General features: G+C 29.1%; 21 protein-coding genes. 10 read left to right on the top strand and 11 right to left on the bottom strand.

The genetic code is table 11. The annotated features are described in order from the left end of the window. Positions 1 to 5: 5 nt before the first annotated feature. From lptB to CLV86_RS07250, 4 genes are all read right to left on the bottom strand, one after another. On the bottom strand, positions 6 to 746 hold the full coding sequence (lptB, locus tag CLV86_RS07265; protein WP_076733616.1) for an LPS export ABC transporter ATP-binding protein: 741 nt from the start codon (positions 744 to 746) through the stop codon (positions 6 to 8). A 65-nt stretch (positions 747 to 811) separates the two neighbouring features. Then, positions 812 to 1159: a carboxymuconolactone decarboxylase family protein gene (locus CLV86_RS07260; protein WP_076733615.1), complete on the bottom strand. Its 348-nt coding sequence runs from the start codon at positions 1157 to 1159 to the stop codon at positions 812 to 814. Then, positions 1143 to 1979 (bottom strand): twin-arginine translocase subunit TatC, encoded by an 837-nt coding sequence (tatC, locus tag CLV86_RS07255; protein ID WP_076733614.1) that lies wholly within the window; start codon positions 1977 to 1979, stop codon positions 1143 to 1145. Before tatC ends, CLV86_RS07260 begins: the two co-directional genes overlap by 17 nt. Continuing rightward, complete coding sequence (locus CLV86_RS07250; protein WP_076733613.1) at positions 1979 to 2944, bottom strand: KpsF/GutQ family sugar-phosphate isomerase; 966 nt, start codon at positions 2942 to 2944, stop codon at positions 1979 to 1981. The genes tatC and CLV86_RS07250 overlap by 1 nt, the downstream gene beginning before the upstream one ends. 211 nt (positions 2945 to 3155) lie before the next feature. Here CLV86_RS07250 and CLV86_RS07245 point away from each other — a divergent pair, with 211 nt between their 5' ends. Further along, a complete protein-coding gene (locus tag CLV86_RS07245; RefSeq protein WP_076733612.1) occupies positions 3156 to 5348 on the top strand; it encodes a RecQ family ATP-dependent DNA helicase in 2193 nt (730 codons plus the stop codon). A 94-nt stretch (positions 5349 to 5442) separates the two neighbouring features. Here CLV86_RS07245 and CLV86_RS07240 read toward each other — a convergent pair whose 3' ends face one another. After that, complete coding sequence (locus CLV86_RS07240; protein ID WP_121051235.1) at positions 5443 to 5874, bottom strand: hypothetical protein; 432 nt, start codon at positions 5872 to 5874, stop codon at positions 5443 to 5445. 117 nt (positions 5875 to 5991) lie between these two features. Between CLV86_RS07240 and CLV86_RS07235 the strand changes: the two genes are divergently transcribed. The 4 genes from CLV86_RS07235 (at position 5992) to CLV86_RS14460 (ending at position 8292) form a co-directional block, all read left to right on the top strand. Then, positions 5992 to 6924: a peptidylprolyl isomerase gene (locus CLV86_RS07235; protein WP_121051233.1), complete on the top strand. Its 933-nt coding sequence runs from the start codon at positions 5992 to 5994 to the stop codon at positions 6922 to 6924. Positions 6925 to 7043: 119 nt separating this feature from the next. Beyond that, positions 7044 to 7739, top strand: coding sequence for a tetratricopeptide repeat protein (locus CLV86_RS07230; protein ID WP_249037463.1), 696 nt, complete (start codon positions 7044 to 7046; stop codon positions 7737 to 7739). Positions 7740 to 7752: 13 nt separating this feature from the next. Continuing rightward, positions 7753 to 8100: a DinB family protein gene (locus CLV86_RS14465; protein WP_487246504.1), complete on the top strand. Its 348-nt coding sequence runs from the start codon at positions 7753 to 7755 to the stop codon at positions 8098 to 8100. 24 nt (positions 8101 to 8124) lie between these two features. Then, complete coding sequence (locus tag CLV86_RS14460) at positions 8125 to 8292, top strand: hypothetical protein (RefSeq protein WP_487246503.1); 168 nt, start codon at positions 8125 to 8127, stop codon at positions 8290 to 8292. Here the strand turns inward: CLV86_RS14460 and CLV86_RS07220 are convergent, their stop codons facing one another. Further along, complete coding sequence (locus CLV86_RS07220; RefSeq protein ID WP_121051231.1) at positions 8293 to 9471, bottom strand: MFS transporter; 1179 nt, start codon at positions 9469 to 9471, stop codon at positions 8293 to 8295. A gap of 101 nt (positions 9472 to 9572) precedes the next feature. Continuing rightward, a complete protein-coding gene (locus CLV86_RS07215; protein WP_121051229.1) occupies positions 9573 to 10244 on the bottom strand; it encodes a hypothetical protein in 672 nt (223 codons plus the stop codon). A gap of 115 nt (positions 10245 to 10359) precedes the next feature. Between CLV86_RS07215 and CLV86_RS07210 the strand changes: the two genes are divergently transcribed. Beyond that, on the top strand, positions 10360 to 10695 hold the full coding sequence (locus CLV86_RS07210) for a tRNA-binding protein (RefSeq protein ID WP_076733605.1): 336 nt from the start codon (positions 10360 to 10362) through the stop codon (positions 10693 to 10695). 92 nt (positions 10696 to 10787) lie between these two features. Here the strand turns inward: CLV86_RS07210 and CLV86_RS07205 are convergent, their stop codons facing one another. Next, entirely contained in the window at positions 10788 to 11195 is a 408-nt protein-coding gene (locus tag CLV86_RS07205; RefSeq protein ID WP_121051227.1) for a PUR family DNA/RNA-binding protein, read from the bottom strand. Between the two features lie 93 nt (positions 11196 to 11288). Further along, complete coding sequence (locus CLV86_RS07200; RefSeq protein WP_121051225.1) at positions 11289 to 13046, bottom strand: ABC transporter ATP-binding protein; 1758 nt, start codon at positions 13044 to 13046, stop codon at positions 11289 to 11291. Positions 13047 to 13314: 268 nt separating this feature from the next. On the opposite strand from CLV86_RS07200, the gene nusB reads away from it, so the two are divergent. The 4 genes from nusB (at position 13315) to CLV86_RS07180 (ending at position 16246) form a co-directional block, all read left to right on the top strand. Then, positions 13315 to 14259 (top strand): transcription antitermination factor NusB, encoded by a 945-nt coding sequence (gene nusB / locus CLV86_RS07195; protein ID WP_249037462.1) that lies wholly within the window; start codon positions 13315 to 13317, stop codon positions 14257 to 14259. Positions 14260 to 14317: 58 nt separating this feature from the next. Continuing rightward, positions 14318 to 14812 carry a DUF1573 domain-containing protein gene (locus CLV86_RS07190; protein WP_076733602.1) on the top strand — a complete coding sequence of 165 codons (495 nt, stop codon included), beginning with the start codon at positions 14318 to 14320 and terminating at the stop codon, positions 14810 to 14812. After that, positions 14812 to 15105 carry a preprotein translocase subunit YajC gene (gene yajC, locus CLV86_RS07185; RefSeq protein ID WP_076733601.1) on the top strand — a complete coding sequence of 98 codons (294 nt, stop codon included), beginning with the start codon at positions 14812 to 14814 and terminating at the stop codon, positions 15103 to 15105. The genes CLV86_RS07190 and yajC overlap by 1 nt, the downstream gene beginning before the upstream one ends. A 133-nt stretch (positions 15106 to 15238) precedes the next feature. Continuing rightward, on the top strand, positions 15239 to 16246 hold the full coding sequence (locus CLV86_RS07180) for a LacI family DNA-binding transcriptional regulator (RefSeq protein WP_076733600.1): 1008 nt from the start codon (positions 15239 to 15241) through the stop codon (positions 16244 to 16246). An 18-nt stretch (positions 16247 to 16264) separates the two neighbouring features. Here the strand turns inward: CLV86_RS07180 and CLV86_RS07175 are convergent, their stop codons facing one another. Next, positions 16265 to 16864, bottom strand: coding sequence for a YdeI/OmpD-associated family protein (locus tag CLV86_RS07175; RefSeq protein WP_121051223.1), 600 nt, complete (start codon positions 16862 to 16864; stop codon positions 16265 to 16267). Positions 16865 to 16872: 8 nt separating this feature from the next. Further along, entirely contained in the window at positions 16873 to 17241 is a 369-nt protein-coding gene (locus tag CLV86_RS07170) for a DUF2200 domain-containing protein (RefSeq protein ID WP_121051221.1), read from the bottom strand. Between the last annotated feature and the right edge of the window lie 37 nt (positions 17242 to 17278).

Genomic DNA, 17278 nt, shown 5'->3' with positions numbered 1-17278 from the left:
GGTTTTTAAAAATCAATTTTCGTTTTACGAAGTTCGAAATTTTGACCTAAATATACTTTACGCACCATTTCATCTGCAGCTAGTTCTTCTGGTACACCGGCTTTAAGAATACCACCTTCAAACATAAGGTAAGTTCTATCTGTAATAGCTAGAGTTTCTTGTACGTTATGATCGGTAATTAAAATTCCAATATCTTTTTTTGCTAATCGAGCAATAATACGTTGTATATCTTCAACAGCTACAGGATCTACTCCTGCAAAAGGCTCATCTAAAAGAATAAAATTAGGATCGGTTGCTAGGGCACGAGCAATTTCTGTTCTTCTACGTTCTCCACCAGATAATAAATCTCCTCTATTTTTTCTTATATGTCCTAAACTAAACTCTTCTATAAGCGATTCCATTTTATGTAATTGCTCTTTCTTGCTTAATTTTGTTAATTGTAAAACACTTAAAATATTATCTTCAATGCTTAATTTTCTAAAGACCGAAGCTTCTTGTGCTAGATAACCAATACCGTTTTGAGCACGTTTATACATTGGGTATTTGGTGATGTTTGTTCCTTCTAAAAATATATCACCATCATTAGGTTTTATTAAGCCAACAATCATGTAGAAAGATGTTGTTTTTCCGGCACCATTAGGTCCTAATAAACCTACAATTTCTCCAGTATTAACTTCTAAAGAAACGTCTTTTACTACTTTTCGCCCATTGTAGGACTTCATTAAATGTTCGGCTCTTAATTTCATAAAATTAAATATAAGTGATAAAAATACTAAAGTTGTACTTAAACTAAAATTAGTTTATATAAAGTTTAACTTTGGGTTTCTAATTCTTCCCAATACTCATAAGCTCTTCTTAAATGAGGAATTACAATAGTACCACCAATTAATGTAGCAATACTTAATGTTTCTACAACTTTTTCTTTAGATAAACCAGCTTTATGGCATGACTCTAAGTGGTATTTTACGCAATCATCACAACGTAAAACGGTTGAGGCAACTAAGCCTAAAAGTTCTTTTGTTGCAACATCTAGAGCACCTTCTGTAAAGGCATTAGTGTCTAGATTAAAAATACGTTTTATAATTTTATTATTGTCTGATAATATTTTATCGTTCATTTTAGAACGGTAATCGTTGAATTCTTTAACTGACTGTGACATCTTTTCTATTTTTCTTTTTCTGTTTTTTAACTACCATTCTAGAAATAAATATACTAACCTGGTATAATATTAATATTGGTATTGCCACAATAATTTGGCTCGCAATATCTGGAGGTGTAATTATAGCAGAAAGGATAAGCACAATTACAAGTGCAAATTTTCTGTATTTTTTTAAAATTTCTGGTGTTACTAAACCAACTTTAGTTAAGAAGTATATAACAATAGGAAGTTCGAAAACAAATCCTGCTGCTAATGATGATGATCTAATTAAAGAAATATAAGAACTTATATCTATTTCGTTTAATATTTCTGCACTTACAATATAATTAGCCAAGAAATTAATAGAGAGTGGAATTATTATAAAGTAACCAAATAATACACCAATAAAGAAAAGGATAGAGGAAATTATAATAAAACCTCTAGAGGTTTTACGTTCATTCTCTTTCATTCCTGGACTTATAAAATGCCATAATTGATATATAATATAAGGAAAAGCAATAATAAAACCGGCATAAAAAGAGGTCCAAATATGTGCCGAAAACTGTCCGGCCATAGTTCTATTTTGAATAATAAAAGGAAACTCGGCTTGACAAAAAGTGGTGTCTTCAATTCCAAAAAATTGAGAAATATTACACAGCCACTGGTAAGTAGGAAAAGACATTTTCTTGGGCCACATAATAATGTTATCCATTATAAATGTTCCAAAAATAAATGCTACTGTACCACATATTACTATTGAAATAAAAATTCTAATTAAATGCCATCTTAAATCTTCAAGATGATCTAAAAAGGACATGCTGTTTACATCTGGTTTAGCCATTAAATAATTCCTTCTTTTATTAAATTATGTATGTGTATAACACCGGCATACTCACCATTGTTTTCGACTAATAATTGAGAAATACCGTTGGTTTCCATAAGTTCCATAGCATCTACAGCCATAGCTTCTTCGTTAATGGTTTTAGGATTACTACCCATAATATCTTTAGCTGTTAAACCAGTAAAATCATCTACTTTAGTAAGCATACGTCTTAAATCACCATCGGTAATAATACCTACAATTTTATTGTTTTCTGTAACGGCAGTAACACCAAGTAAACTTTCAGATATTTCAATAATTACTTTTTTTACATCTGTATCTAATTGTACTTGAGGTTTATTATTAACAGAAGATAAATCCTGAACTCGTAAATAAAGTTTTTTACCTAAAGCGCCACCAGGATGATATTTTGCAAAATCCTTACTCGAAAAACCTCTAATTTCTAATAAACAAACAGCTAAAGCATCACCAATTACTAATTGTGCAGTTGTACTAGTTGTTGGAGCCAAATTATTAGGGCAAGCTTCCTTAGCTACATAAGCGTTTAATACATAATCTGCTTGAGTACCTAAAAAAGAATCTTTATTGCCAGTAATGGCAATCATTTTATTTTTTGCATTTTTTATTAAAGGTACTAGTACTTTTATCTCTGGAGTGTTTCCGCTTTTAGATATACAAATTACAACATCATCTTCAAGTATTAATCCTAAATCTCCATGAATAGCATCTGCAGCGTGCATGAAAACAGCAGGTGTTCCAGTAGAATTTAATGTTGCAACAATTTTTGTTGCAATAATTGCACTTTTACCAATTCCTGTAATAATTACACGACCTTTAGATTTATATATAAGTTGTACTGCTTCAGCAAAATCATTATCAATTAACGTTGCTAAATTACTAATCGAAGCACTTTCTAAAGCAATAGTTTCTTTGGCGATTTTTAGTATAGAATCCTTAGTATTCAAAATTTATAATTTTAAGATTTGGTTGCAATTAAAAAGATTTTCTTATCTTTAAAAGTTGCAAAAAATAACATCGTATTAATGATTGTTGATAATCTTGGCAAATTTAGCGAAAAATTAAAAGGAAAACTTTAATTCTTTATACTAAAAAGTCCATATTCGAAGTTGTTTTATTTAAATTAGATGTGTAAATATTAAATTGCTTAAAAATATAGTGAAAAGTCAAATTCGTGCCGCCCTAAAAAAATATTTCGGTTTTAGTGAGTTCAAAGGATTACAAGAAACCGTTATAGAAAGTATTTTATCGCAGAACAATACCTTTGTTATAATGCCTACTGGAGGAGGTAAATCCTTATGTTATCAACTTCCCGCTTTAATGCAAGAAGGTACAGCAATTGTAGTGTCTCCTTTAATAGCCTTAATGAAAAACCAAGTAGATGCTATTCGTGGTATCTCAGATGAACATGGTGTTGCTCATGTTTTAAATTCGTCTTTAAATAAAACTGAAATAAAACAGGTAAAAGAGGATATTACAAACGGAATAACAAAATTACTTTATGTTGCTCCAGAATCCCTAACTAAAGAAGAAAATGTAGAATTTTTACGTACAGTAAAAATATCTTTTATGGCTATAGATGAAGCTCATTGTATTAGTGAGTGGGGACATGACTTTAGACCAGAATACAGAAATTTAAGAACTATAATAAAACGAATTGGAGATAATATTCCTATTATAGGATTGACGGCTACAGCAACTCCAAAAGTGCAAGAAGATATACTTAAAAACTTGGGTATGAGTGATGCTAAAACTTTTAAAGCATCATTTAATAGGCCAAACTTATATTATGAAATAAGACCAAAAACTAAAACGGTAGATTCAGATATTATTCGTTTTATTAAACAAAACGAAGGTAAAACAGGGATTATTTACTGTTTAAGTAGAAAACGTGTAACAGAATTAGCTCAAGTATTACAAGTTAATGGCATAAAAGCATTACCGTACCATGCAGGTTTAGATGCAAAAACTAGAGCAAAACATCAAGATATGTTTTTAATGGAAGATATAGATGTTGTTGTTGCTACAATTGCTTTTGGTATGGGAATAGATAAACCAGATGTACGTTTTGTTATACATCACGATATACCTAAAAGTATAGAAAGTTATTACCAAGAAACTGGACGTGCAGGTAGAGATGGAGGAGAAGGACATTGTTTAGCCTATTATGCATATAAAGATATAGAGAAACTTGAAAAATTTATGTCTGGAAAGCCTGTTGCCGAACAAGAAATAGGTCATGCTTTATTACAAGAAGTAGTTGCATATTGTGAAACTTCAATTTCCAGACGTAAATTTATTTTACACTATTTTGGAGAAGAGTTTGATAATGAAACTGGTGAAGGTGGAGATATGGACGATAATATGCGTCATCCTAAAAAGCAAATAGAAGCTAAAGAAGATGCCGCTTTACTTATGGAAATTGTACAGCTAACTAACGAAAAATATAAATCTAAAGATCTAGTTAGTGTAATAGTTGGGAGTTCTAACGCTATGATTAGTTCTCATAAAACAGATAATCAACCATTTTTTGGGAAAGGAAAACATAAAGATAAAAAGTTTTGGATGGCTTTACTGCGCCAAATATTAGTAGCAGGTTATCTAAAAAAAGACATAGAGACTTATGGTGTTGTAAAATTAACTGATGATGGGAAAGCATTTATAGAAAGTCCTGTTTCATTTATGATGACTGAAGACCACACTTTTGATGAATCTCATAACGACCATATAATTACAGCAGAAAAAGGTGGAGGAGCAGTTGTAGATGATGCTTTAATGAAAATGCTAAAAGATTTACGAAAAACTAATGCTAAAAAATTAGGAGTGCCTCCTTTTGTTATATTCCAAGATCCTTCGTTAGAGGATATGGCTCTAAAATATCCGGTAACAATACCAGAACTATCTAATGTTCATGGAGTAGGAGAAGGAAAAGCAAAAAAATACGGTAAGGATTTTGTAGCTTTAATAGCTAAATATGTAGAGGAAAACGATATTATGAGACCAGACGATTTTATTGTAAAATCTACAGGTACTAATTCTGGTTTAAAACTCTATATTATTCAAAATGTGGATAGAAAATTACCATTAACCGATATTGCTTCGGCTAAAGGTATGGAAATGGGAGACTTTATTAAAGAAATGGAAGCCATAGTATATTCTGGAACGAAGCTTAATATTAATTATTGGATTGAAGAATTGTTAGACGAAGATCAACAAGAAGAACTGCATGATTATTTTATGGACTCTGAAACCGATAAAATTGATGTTGCTATAGATGAGTTTGATGGTGATTATGACGATGAAGAGCTACGTTTATACCGTATTAAGTTTATTAGTGAAGTAGCAAATTAACACTTAAAACCTACTAATAACTTTTGTAAGGTCTATTTAATAAAAAATTACAATAGACTTTACATTTATGTTTTAATTAGTAGCTGTTTTAAATTTATTTAGAATAGAGATTAAATAAAATTTCTTTCTTTTTTACGTAAAGAGTAAGTTGTTTAATGTTAGATCTTTTTATTTTTTCAACGTCTGCTTTTTCAATTTGAAAATCTATTCTTGTAACGTGTCCATCTAATGGGCTAGCAGATTCAGATTCAAATTCAGGCATATCAGAATTTAAATTAAGAGTATAATTGTTTCCAATAATTTCAAGTTTCGCACCATTTTTTGTTTTCACTTTTAAACGTCCAACAATAAATGTTTGAAGGTAGTAATATCCGCCTAATTCGTTATAACCAACGTACATAACTTCATTATTTGATATAGCCAAAGGCTCACCTTCACCAGATTGAATTATCGTTTCAATATAATTATCATTAGTTAAAACTTCTTCATTTTGCTTGCTACCAAATAATTTACCAAAAATACCCATAGTTACTTTTTATTTGCATCAAAGCTAATAAAATTCAAACTTCAAAAAAAACTCATAACACTTTACTTAAAACCTTTAACTTCTTCCTATCTTTGCACTTCATTAAAAAACAAGACAATGCAAGACGGTTTATACGCAAAATTTAACACGAATAAAGGTGTTATTTTAGTTAATTTAGAATTTGAAAAAACACCTGGAACTGTAGGTAATTTTGTTGCTTTAGCAGAAGGTAATATGGAAAACTCTGCTAAACCTCAAGGTACACCTTATTATGATGGTTTAAAATTTCATAGAGTAATACCAGATTTTATGATTCAAGGTGGATGTCCTCAAGGAACAGGAACAGGAAACCCAGGTTATAAGTTTGATGATGAGTTTCATCCAGACTTAAAACATAGTGGGCCAGGAGTTTTATCTATGGCAAATGCTGGACCTGGAACAAATGGAAGTCAGTTTTTTATAACTCATGTTGCTACAGATTGGTTAGATGGAAATCATACCGTTTTTGGAAATGTAGTAGAAGGACAAGATGTTGTAGATGCTATAGCTCAAGGAGATGAAATTGAAACATTAGAAATAGTAAGAGTTGGTGATGCAGCTAAAAACTTTAATGCTATTGAAGCTTTTAGAACTTTTGAAGGTGCTCGCGAAAAAAGAATAGCAGAGGAAAGAGCAGCAAAAGCAGCTGAGTTAGATAAATATTCTGCAGGTTTCGAGCAAACCGAGAGTGGTTTACGTTACCAAATCGTTCAAAAAGGAGAAGGTGTAAAAGCAGAAAAAGGAAAAACAGTATCTGTACATTATAAAGGAACGTTAACAGATGGAACGGTTTTCGATTCGTCTTACAAACGTAATCAACCAATTGATTTTGCTTTAGGAATGGGACAAGTAATTGCAGGTTGGGACGAAGGTGTTAGCTTATTAAAAGTAGGCGATAAGGCACGTTTTGTAATACCAAGTGATTTAGGATATGGTTCTAGAGGTGCTGGTGGAGTTATACCGCCAAATGCAATATTAATTTTCGATGTAGAATTAATGGCTGTAAAATAAGCAGAAAATAAATATTTGTTTAATATAAGTAACAAATAAAAATCTAAAACGTCTCATAATTATGAGGCGTTTTTTTTATGCCAAACATTTATTATTTTTAAATACCAAAAACACCAAAAATGAAAACCAAACTTATTATTTACACTATAATTTGTACTCTATTTTTAGCTTGTGGTAAAAAAGCAGACTATACTCCAGAGTTTATAGAAAAAACCACCGGACGTTATTTGTTTAATGTAAATGAAGTAATAGAAGTTTATTTTGAAAATAATGAACTGTTTTTAAAATGGAGAGGTGCAGAAAAGATAGAGCCTCTATATTTAGAAGAAAACACCTATTTTATAAAGGAGATGAACAAAAAAATTAAGTTTTTAAAACATCCCGAAAATAAGATTATGTATATTTCTGAAGTTTCACCAGATGAAAACGCGAAAACAACATACAATTATAAAAAAATGCCAGATTCTTTACACGTTCCAAGTACTTATCTAAAAAATAAGGAATATGAGAAAGCAACAGAAGGTTACTTGGCTATACAAAAAGAAGATTCTCTAAATGTGTTTATAGAAGAGCATGTTTTTAATAGATTAGGTTATAATAAACTTAAAGAAAAAGAATTTGATGAAGCTATAGAGCTCTTTAAAATAAATGTAGCTTTATATCCAGAAAGTAGTAATGTTTACGATAGTTTGGCAGATGCTTATGCTAGAAAAGGCGATAGCTTACAGGCTTACAATAATTACAAAAAAGCTTTGCAATTTAATACAAGTAATGATAGGGCAAAACGTTTTATTGCATCTTACAATAAAGAATAAAGATGTGTAAATAATGAATAATCAATCATTAGAAAAATTAAAGTATCCAATAGGAAAGTTTAGTTGTCCAAAAGAAATTACAGTAACTCACATTAAAGAATGGATTAGTGTATTAGAGAATTTTCCAAGACATTTAGAAGAACTTGTAGTTAATCTTAATAATAAACAATTAAATACACCATACAGGCCAAATGGTTGGACAGTAAGACAACTAATACATCATATAAGTGATAGTCATCACCATAGTTACATTCGTTTTAAGTGGGCAATAACAGAAGAAAATCCTGTAATTAAAGCTTATAATGAAAATTCTTGGTCGCAATTGCATGATTATAATCAACCAATTGAAAATTCTTTATAGCACATAAAAGTAATTCATGCAAAGTTGGTATATTTTGTAAAAGGCCTTTCTTTTGAAGATTTAGAGCGTACTTTTATTCATCCAGAAAGTAATGAGGTCATTTCTTTAAATAAAAACCTAGGAATTTATGCTTGGCACTCTAATCATCACTACGCTCATATAGAGAGATTGATTAAGAGAAATGAATGGTAATTACACCTTTTTGCTTTTATTCATTTTTAGTGATGCTAATCCTAAAATAGGACCAATAGCTAGAATAAAAAAAATGTAATTTGAGTCTGTTATTTCTATAAATTTAGACACAAATTGAATACTTATTATAGTTACCAAATAACCAATTGAATTAACAATTGTTAGTGCTGTTGCTTTTATTTCTCCTTTAACATTTTGAGCAATTAAAGTCGATAATAATGGAGAGTCTGCAATAACAACCATTCCCCAAAAAACAAGAAAACCAATAAAAAGCATTTTATTTTCAATAGAAAAAACAAACGGAGATAAAATACAACAGCAACAAGATAAAAGTAAGGCTATTGCCGCAGTTTTTTTTGTTCCTAAAAATTCTGCAATATATGCTCCTATAACGCAGGCAACTCCTCCAATTCCTATTATTACAAATGATAGTAATGGAATGTTAAAGTTAGTTTGTGTAAAGTTAATACTATACTTTGTTAACATAAGTGGTACAAATGTCCAAAAGGCATAAAGCTCCCACATATGTCCAAAATAAACTAAAGCTATAGATCTAAAATTACGTTTTTTAAAAACACTAAAGCATGCTAATAAGTTTAAATTTTTATTTGGTTTACGATGTGGTCCATCTGGAACTAAAACAAACATTAATAAACCACCAAATGTTGAAAGGGAAGATGTTGCTATAATAACAGACTTCCAAGAATAGGTTTGTGTTAAATCTTTTAATAAATGCGGAAGTGCTGTGCCTAAAACTAATGCACCAACTAAAAAACCAAGCGATTTGCCTAAACCTTTATTAAAGTAATCGGCAGCTATTTTCATTCCAACTGGATAAATGCCTGCTAGAAAAAAACCAGTAAGAAAACGACATACAATTAAACTTGTAAAGTTGTTGGCTTCATTTATAATTATTAAATTAAAAAAAGCTCCAAGAATTGCACTAATTAAAAACACTTTTGAAGGTGAAAAACGATCAGCAATTGCCATTATAGCAAAAATTAATGTGCCAATAATAAACCCAAATTGAACCGCAGAAGTTAAGTCGCCTAACGCATTGTCGTTAAGATTAAAATCTTTAATAAGATTAGTAATTACAGAGTTGCCAGCAAACCAAAGCGAAGTGCAACAAAATTGAGAAATTACAATTATAGGAAGTATTAGTTTAGATTGTTTCAATATTTTTATGTTGATATTTAATATCCTTAAAATTGTGTGTTGCAAACTTAAAACCGCTTAAAAAAAGACTGATAAATAAATGCTTCTGTTTTATTAAAAATCTATTTATAACTTATGCAATCACCTATAATAGTTATATTTTTTTTAATTTTCTTATAGCTAATTAGTACTTCGGTACTGTGGTCTTTTTCAAAAACGTCTATATGCTTTTTTTCTATTAATAAACCGTTTGGTAAGTGTTTTTGTAGTTTCCATTTTTCGTATGCTGTTGGATGCGTAAAAAAAGGTAGATGAGAAATGGATGAGTTATCTATAATATAAACATTTGTACCTGAGCCATTTCTTTTTCTTTTTTTTAAATTTAGCTTGCTTTTTAAATTATAGATTTGATAATTTTTATTATTTATTACTGTGTCTTTGGGTACAGAGAATTCATAATCATCGATTACACTTTTATACTCATTTTTTTTAAATGTAATTTGAGTACAGTTAATATTAATGGCTTCAGCTTCGTTTATCTGAAATTTTGAAACTAATGCAAAAGAATGCAATTTATCATGATGTTTAAAAAACATATTATAATCTAAGCTGTCTTTTAAAGTAAGCTCGGCAAAATAGCTGTTGTCTTTTGAGTTTGTTAAGTAGAATGCTTTTTTTTTAAGCGAATCTTCTTTTAAGAATGTTCTTTCATATTCAATTAAATAATCAAAAGTATATTTTTCTTGAGCAGAACAAAAGGTTGAAAATAGAATAAGAATTATTATGTGTTTCATACTTAGGCTTATAAATATTGCAAATATAATTGAATTACAATGTACTATATTAAAGCTGATTTTTTTTATTTTTTTACAATTTGTAAGAGCTATTCAACTTTATTACCTTTAGCTCATGAGCAAAACTATTCAATTTAACGATTTTACTAAAGTAGATATTCGTGTAGGAACTATAATAGAAGTAAATGATTTTCCAGAGGCTAGAAATCCGGCATATAAGCTTACTATAGACTTTGGAGCTTTAGGTGTTAAAAAATCTTCGGCACAAATTACTACGCTTTATAAAAAAGAAGACTTAATAGATAAGCAAATTTTAGCAGTTGTTAATTTTCCTAAAAAACAAATAGGCAAATTTATGAGCGAATGCTTAGTATTAGGAGCGGTAAATGGCAAAGATGTTACTTTATTAAACCCAGAACTTAAAGTAAAAAACGGAAGTACGGTGTCTTAATACAAATATTTTACTAAAACAATTTTAATAAAAAAACCATTTCAAAAGAAATGGTTTTTTTATGTTTAATATATAAAGAGTTAACTTTTTTATTAAATATCGTCGAAATCTATATCTGTAAATCTACTTTCTGCAGTTTCACTAGCATTTGTTGTCTCTTCTGTAACAGTGTCTTGGTTAGTTTTAGAAGAGTCGTATTCTTTTTTATAATCTTTTTGGTGACGATCACTAATAACTTCGTCTCCTTTTTCGGCAATAACATAATCTGTCATTTCCTGTAAAATGCTATTAAACTCATTAAAATCTTCTTTGTACAAGTAGATTTTATGTTTTTTGTAATGAAATGAGCCATCATCATTTGTAAACTTTTTACTCTCGGTAATTGTTAAATAATAATCACCAGCTTTTGTAGCGCGAACATCAAAAAAATAAGTACGTCTTCCAGCTCTTAAAACCTTAGAGTAAATTTCTTCTTTCTCCATCATCTCGTTATTGTTCATAATTTTAATTTGTTATTAATGTGTTTCAAAAATAGGAAAAAAATAAAACCACGCAACATTTTAAAGTTTTTCTTTTAATTAGACTTATTTACATTAATTAGTATAATTTTCACTCATTTGTTTAATATAGAGTTCTTTGTAGTAACCATCAATGTTTATAAGTTGGTTGTGTGTTCCTTTTTGAACAATTTTTCCATCGTCTAGTACTATAATATGGTCTGCATTTTTAGCTGAAGAAATGCGATGACTTACTATTATAGTTGTTTTACCAGCCGAAACTTTTTTAAGATTGTTAAGTATTTTTTCTTCTGTTTCTGTATCTACTGCAGAAAGACAATCGTCAAATAATAATATTTGTGGATTTTTAACTATTGCTCTGGCAATAGATACTCTTTGTTTTTGTCCGCCAGATAAAGTAATACCACGTTCTCCTAAAACTGTTTGGTATCCATTTGTAAATTTTGAAATGTTTTTATGTACTTGGGCGTTTTTTGCAGCAGCAATTACCTCTTCGTCTGTTGCATTTTCTTTACCAAATTTAATATTATTATTTATGGTATCGCTAAACAAAAAGGCATCTTGTGGTACATAACCAATAGCGTCTCTTAAACTTGTTAAGTTTAATTGGTCTATTTCTTTATTATCGATTAATAATTGACCTTTATTAATATCATACAATCTGCCTATTAAATCTAAAACGGTAGATTTACCAGAGCCTGTTTTACCAACTATAGCTAAAGTTTCACCAGAGTTTAATTTAAAACTTAACCCTTTTAATGCTTTAATATTAGTATCGTCGTAAGTAAAATAAACATTTTTAAATTCAATATTACCTTTAATTAAAGAAGGTTCTATTGTGTTGTTTTTAATTTCTGGTTCAATTTTTAAAAACTCATTAATTCTCTTTTGCGAAGCCTCAGCACGTTGAATAATAGAGGTTACCCAACCAACTGTAGCAACAGGCCAAGTTAACATGTTTACATATATAATAAACTCCATAATATTACCTAGAGAAATTTCACCGTTTATATACTGCATACCACCAATGTAAATAACTAGAATATTACTAATACCAATTAGTAAAATCATCATTGGAAAAAAGAACGCTTGAATGCGTACTAAACTAAGTTGTTTCTCTTTACTTGTGTAAGCAAGCGTAGTAAAATCTGCCTGTGTTTGTGGTTCTATACCGTAAGCTTTAATTACCGAAATCCCACTAAAAGCTTCTTGAGTAAATGTTGAAAGTTTAGATAAATACTCTTGAACTATTGTACTACGTTTATGTATTTCTTTACTAATTAAATAAATTAAAACCGATAGAATAGGAAGCGGAATTATAGTGTATAACGTTAAAGTAGGTGCTTGTTTAAACATAAAAGCCAAAGCCACAATAAAAAGTGTAATGGTATTTATACTATACATAATTGCAGGTCCGGCATACATTCTTACCTGTGTTACGTCCTCACTTATTCTATTCATTAAATCTCCTGTTCTATTTTTTTTATAAAAATTTAAAGAGAGTTTTTGGTACTGTTGGTAAATTTCATTTTTTAAATCGAATTCTATATATCTCGATACGTTAATAATATATTGACGCATAAAAAAAGTAAGAATACCTGCTATAATTGCAGTACCAATAATTAATAGAATATTATTTAAAAGTTCTTGCTTAAAATCTGAAATTGAGTTTTCAGGATTTTGTAATTGGTTGTTTACAATATCTATAATAGAACCAATTAATTTAGGAACATAAATTTTAAAAAGCATAGATATAATTGTAATTAAAATACCAATTATTAATTGCTTTTTATATTTTAAGAAATATTTGTTAAGATGCTGTAATTCTTTCATTTACAGTTTTGGAGTTTGTTTTTTAGTTTAAAAACCTAAATATGTCGCTTTTTTATAAAGACAAAGATAAAGCATAAAAAGGAATAAAAAGGTTTGTAATGTTGGATTAGATTGTGTTTTAGTACAATAAAATTACTGTTTGTTCTATTATAAATAATATTAGCAATTATTAATTAATAATTAGTATTTGTATTCATAAAATATATTATTTTTGCCGACTTAAAGTGACCACCACTTTTATATTAATTTTATTAAGTTCTTTGTAAAGATGTTAAGTAGAAGACACATTCGAGTTAAAGTTATGCAAGTGCTTTATGCCTTTAATGGTAGTGAAAGCGATGATTTTTCAAAAGATCAAAAATTTTTATTATACAGTATAGATAACATGTATAATTTGTATTTATTATTAATTTCTTTAATGATTGAAGTACAAAAGCGTGCAGAATCTCACTTAGAAAAAACTACAAAAAAACATTTAGCAACTGCCGAAGAAAAAAATCCTAATCGTAAATTTATAAATAACGAAGTGCTTATTATGCTTAGAGATAATGAGCAGCTTCAAGCCAAATTTGATGCCCATAATATTAAAAATTGGGATTTAGATTCTGAATATGTTGATATTATTTATAAAGAAATATTAGTGAGTGATATTTATAAAGAATACCTAAAGACTACTACAACAAACTTTAACGAAGACCGTAATTTTATTGTAGAGGTATTTAAAGAAATTATTGCACCTAACGATAAACTTTATGAGTATTTAGAAGACAAACATTTAACTTGGTTAGACGATTTGCCTACGGTAAACACTTCAATACTTAAATTATTACGCAAAGTAAAAAAAGACTCTAACGCATTTCATTTTCTGCCTAAGTTGTATAAAGATATCGAAGACAAAGAATTTGCAATTAAGTTGTTTAGAAAAACGTTGTTAAATCAAAATACATTTACAAAAGAAATAGAAAATAAAACAACAAATTGGGATAGCGATAGGATAGCAAATATAGATTTAATGTTACTTAAAATGGGAATATGCGAAATTCAAAATTTTCCATCTATTCCTACAAAAGTTACTATTAACGAATATTTAGAAATATCTAAAGAATATTCAACACCAAAAAGCCGTATATTTATTAACGGAATACTCGATAAACTTGTAAAAGAATATCAAATCGAAGGAAAACTAAATAAAGTTGGCCGTGGCTTGATGTAGTTCAAAATTATTCTTATTTTTGCGTTCGAAATTTATCAAAATATTTAAAAATTAAATTATGAAAAAAGTAGTATTATTATTTAGTGCAGTATGCATGTTAGCTTTTACTTCTTGTAAAGAAGACGCAACAAGCAAAGTAGATGACACAAAGGTTGCAGCAGCAGCAGAAAGAGATCAAGCTGCATCTAAATTTCCAGTAATCGAGTTTAATAAAACAGATCATGATTTTGGTGAAATTATCAATGGAACTCCAGTTGAAACTGTTTTTACATATAAAAATACAGGAGAAGCGCCATTAGTAATTACAGATGTAAAAAGTTCTTGTGGATGTACAATTCCTAAAGATTGGTCTAGAGAGCCTTTAGCTCCAGGTGAAGAAGGAAAATTTACAGTTAAATTTAATGGTAAAGGAAACAACAAAATTTCTAAAGCAATTACAGTAACTGCAAATACAGAAAAAGGTAGAGAAGTAGTTAAAATTTCTGCTTTTATTAAGCCAGATCCTAATGCTCCTGCAAAAACAGCAGCACCTTTATCTCCAGCAATTAAGTAATGGGAGATATTTCAGGTTTTTTACCAATAATAGCAATGTTTGCTGTAGTGTACTTTTTTATGATTGCACCACAGATGAAGCGTGCTAAGAATGAAAAAAAGTTCGCTGCCGAGTTAAAGCGTGGCGATAAAATAGTTACTAAAAGTGGTATGCATGGTAAAATAGTAGAGCTTAACGATAAAGATAATAGTTGTGTTATAGAAACTATGTCTGGAAAATTAAAGTTTGATCGTGCTGCAATTTCTATGGAAAGCAGTAAAGCTTTAAATGCACCTTTAAAAGTAAACAAATAACTCTATTTTAATAAATTACTAAAAATCCTCAAGTTAAAACTTGAGGATTTTTTTTGTGTAATTTTTTAAATTTGATAATCAATCTTTTTGTACTTTCGTAAGGATTTTTTCATTTCAAGCCACAATTTTTTATATGATTACTTTAAAAGAACTTGCCGAAAAACTAAATGTTTCCATCTCTACAGTTTCTAAAGCCTTAAATGGAAGTAGTGAAATAGGAGAAGCAACTATAGCGCGAGTAAAGGAAACGGCTAAAATGTATAATTATAAGCCTAATCGCGTGGCTTTAAGCCTTAAAAATAGCAAGACAAAAACCATAGGAGTTATTATCCCAAATATATTAAATCACTTTTTTGCTAAAGTTTTATATGGTATAGAAAAAGAATCTGCAAAACAAGGTTATAATATTATTACTTGTTTGTCTAACGAATTATATGAAAAAGAAGCAAATAGTTTAGAGTTATTGGCAAACGGAAGTGTAGATGGTTTTATAATGTCTATTGCAGAAGAAACAGAGGTTAATAAGAAAACAGATCATTTTAAAGATATTTTAAATCAAAAAATACCTATTTTAATGTTCGACCGAGTGTCTCAAGCCATAACTTGTGATAAAGTTGTAAATAACGATTTTCAAGCAGCCTACGATGCAACAATGCATTTAATAAAAGAAGGTAGAAAAAATATAATACTAATAAATAAGATTGAAGAACTAAGTGTTGGTAAATTAAGGTCTAAAGGCTGTTTTAAAGCTATTGAAGATGCAAAACAATACAATAGTAATTTAACGGAAGTAAAAATACCTAGTACAGAAAATGTAGAAGTTGCAATTGAAAATTATTTTGATAAAAAGCAACCTATAGATGGTGTTATTTGTATCGATAATATTTCTGGTGGAGCAGTACTAAATATTGCAAAAGAGAGAGGATATAGTATACCACAAGATATGTCTATAATTGGTTTTAGTGATGATAATGTTTTGCCATTTACAAGTCCAAAACTTTCAACTATAGCTCAACATAGTGATGCTATTGGTGAAGCATCTGTACAAATTTTAGTTAATAGATTAGAGTCTAAAGAACCAGTAGAAACGGTATTTAAAACTATAGACTTTAGTTTAAATTTACGTGAAACTACACTGTAATATTAAAACAAGTAAAAATTAGCAGTTTTTATATTTATCGTGTAAGCCAGCACCTTTTAAAATCATAGGTTTAATTTTTTCTAACCTAGACAATTTTGTGCTTTCTCGTTTTGCATCAATTATATGGTTACAATATTCTCTTTGGCAAGATGGCGTTAAAGCTTTAAAGGCATCTTTAAAATTTTTATTGTTTTTTATTTCTTCGGCAATTAAATCTGGAATTGTAACATCTTTCTTTGTAGTACGAACAGCTTTTAATTCTTTACCATTTTTTTGATTTTCTATAGCTTCTTTTATATATGCTATAACAAGAGGTTTGTTTATGTCTTCCAACTTTTTAAAACGCATTTGGCGTAAAGCTTTAGTTTTTTCTTGTGCCTTTTCTAAAAGGTTATGCTCATCTTTTAAAAAGACACCGTTAAAAAACCATAAACAAAAATGATTTTTAAAAGCACCAATACCTAATATATTCTTTCCAGACAAAGTATAAGTAGGAGCAGACCATTTAATAGTTTCTTCAAGATTTGTAGATAAAATAAGTTCTCGTAGTATCTCTAAAGCGTCTTTAAAATGATTGTTATTTTCAATATATTCTTCTACCGAGTCTGCTTTTTTCATGTTTTAATTTATTTTTTTTCACGTAAAATTTTTTCCATTTTACGACCTTTAGCTAATTCATCTATTAACTTGTCTAAGTAACGCGCTTTTTTTGTTAAAGGTGTTTCGATATCTTCTATTCTATAACCGCAAATTACACCTTTAATTAAATCGGCATTTGGGTTTAAGGTTGCGCGATCAAAAAAAGTTTTAAATGTAACTTTTTCGTCAATGAGTTGTTTTATTTTTTTAGTATTAAAACCAGTTAGCCATTCTATTACCGTATGTAACTCTTCAACTGTTCTGCCTTTTTTTTCAACTTTATCAACGTAATGTGGGTATACAGAAAAGAATTTCATTTCTGCAATTCTTTTATCATGTTCTGGTGTAGTAGTCATAATTGTATGCTTTAAACTCAAAATTAGTTAAATTTAT

This window comes from Lacinutrix venerupis (assembly GCF_003663945.1).
GTDB classification, from domain to species: domain Bacteria; phylum Bacteroidota; class Bacteroidia; order Flavobacteriales; family Flavobacteriaceae; genus Lacinutrix; species Lacinutrix venerupis.
The sequence above is the reverse complement of the archived record's forward strand: the minus strand, read 5'-3'. Positions and strand labels throughout refer to the sequence as shown.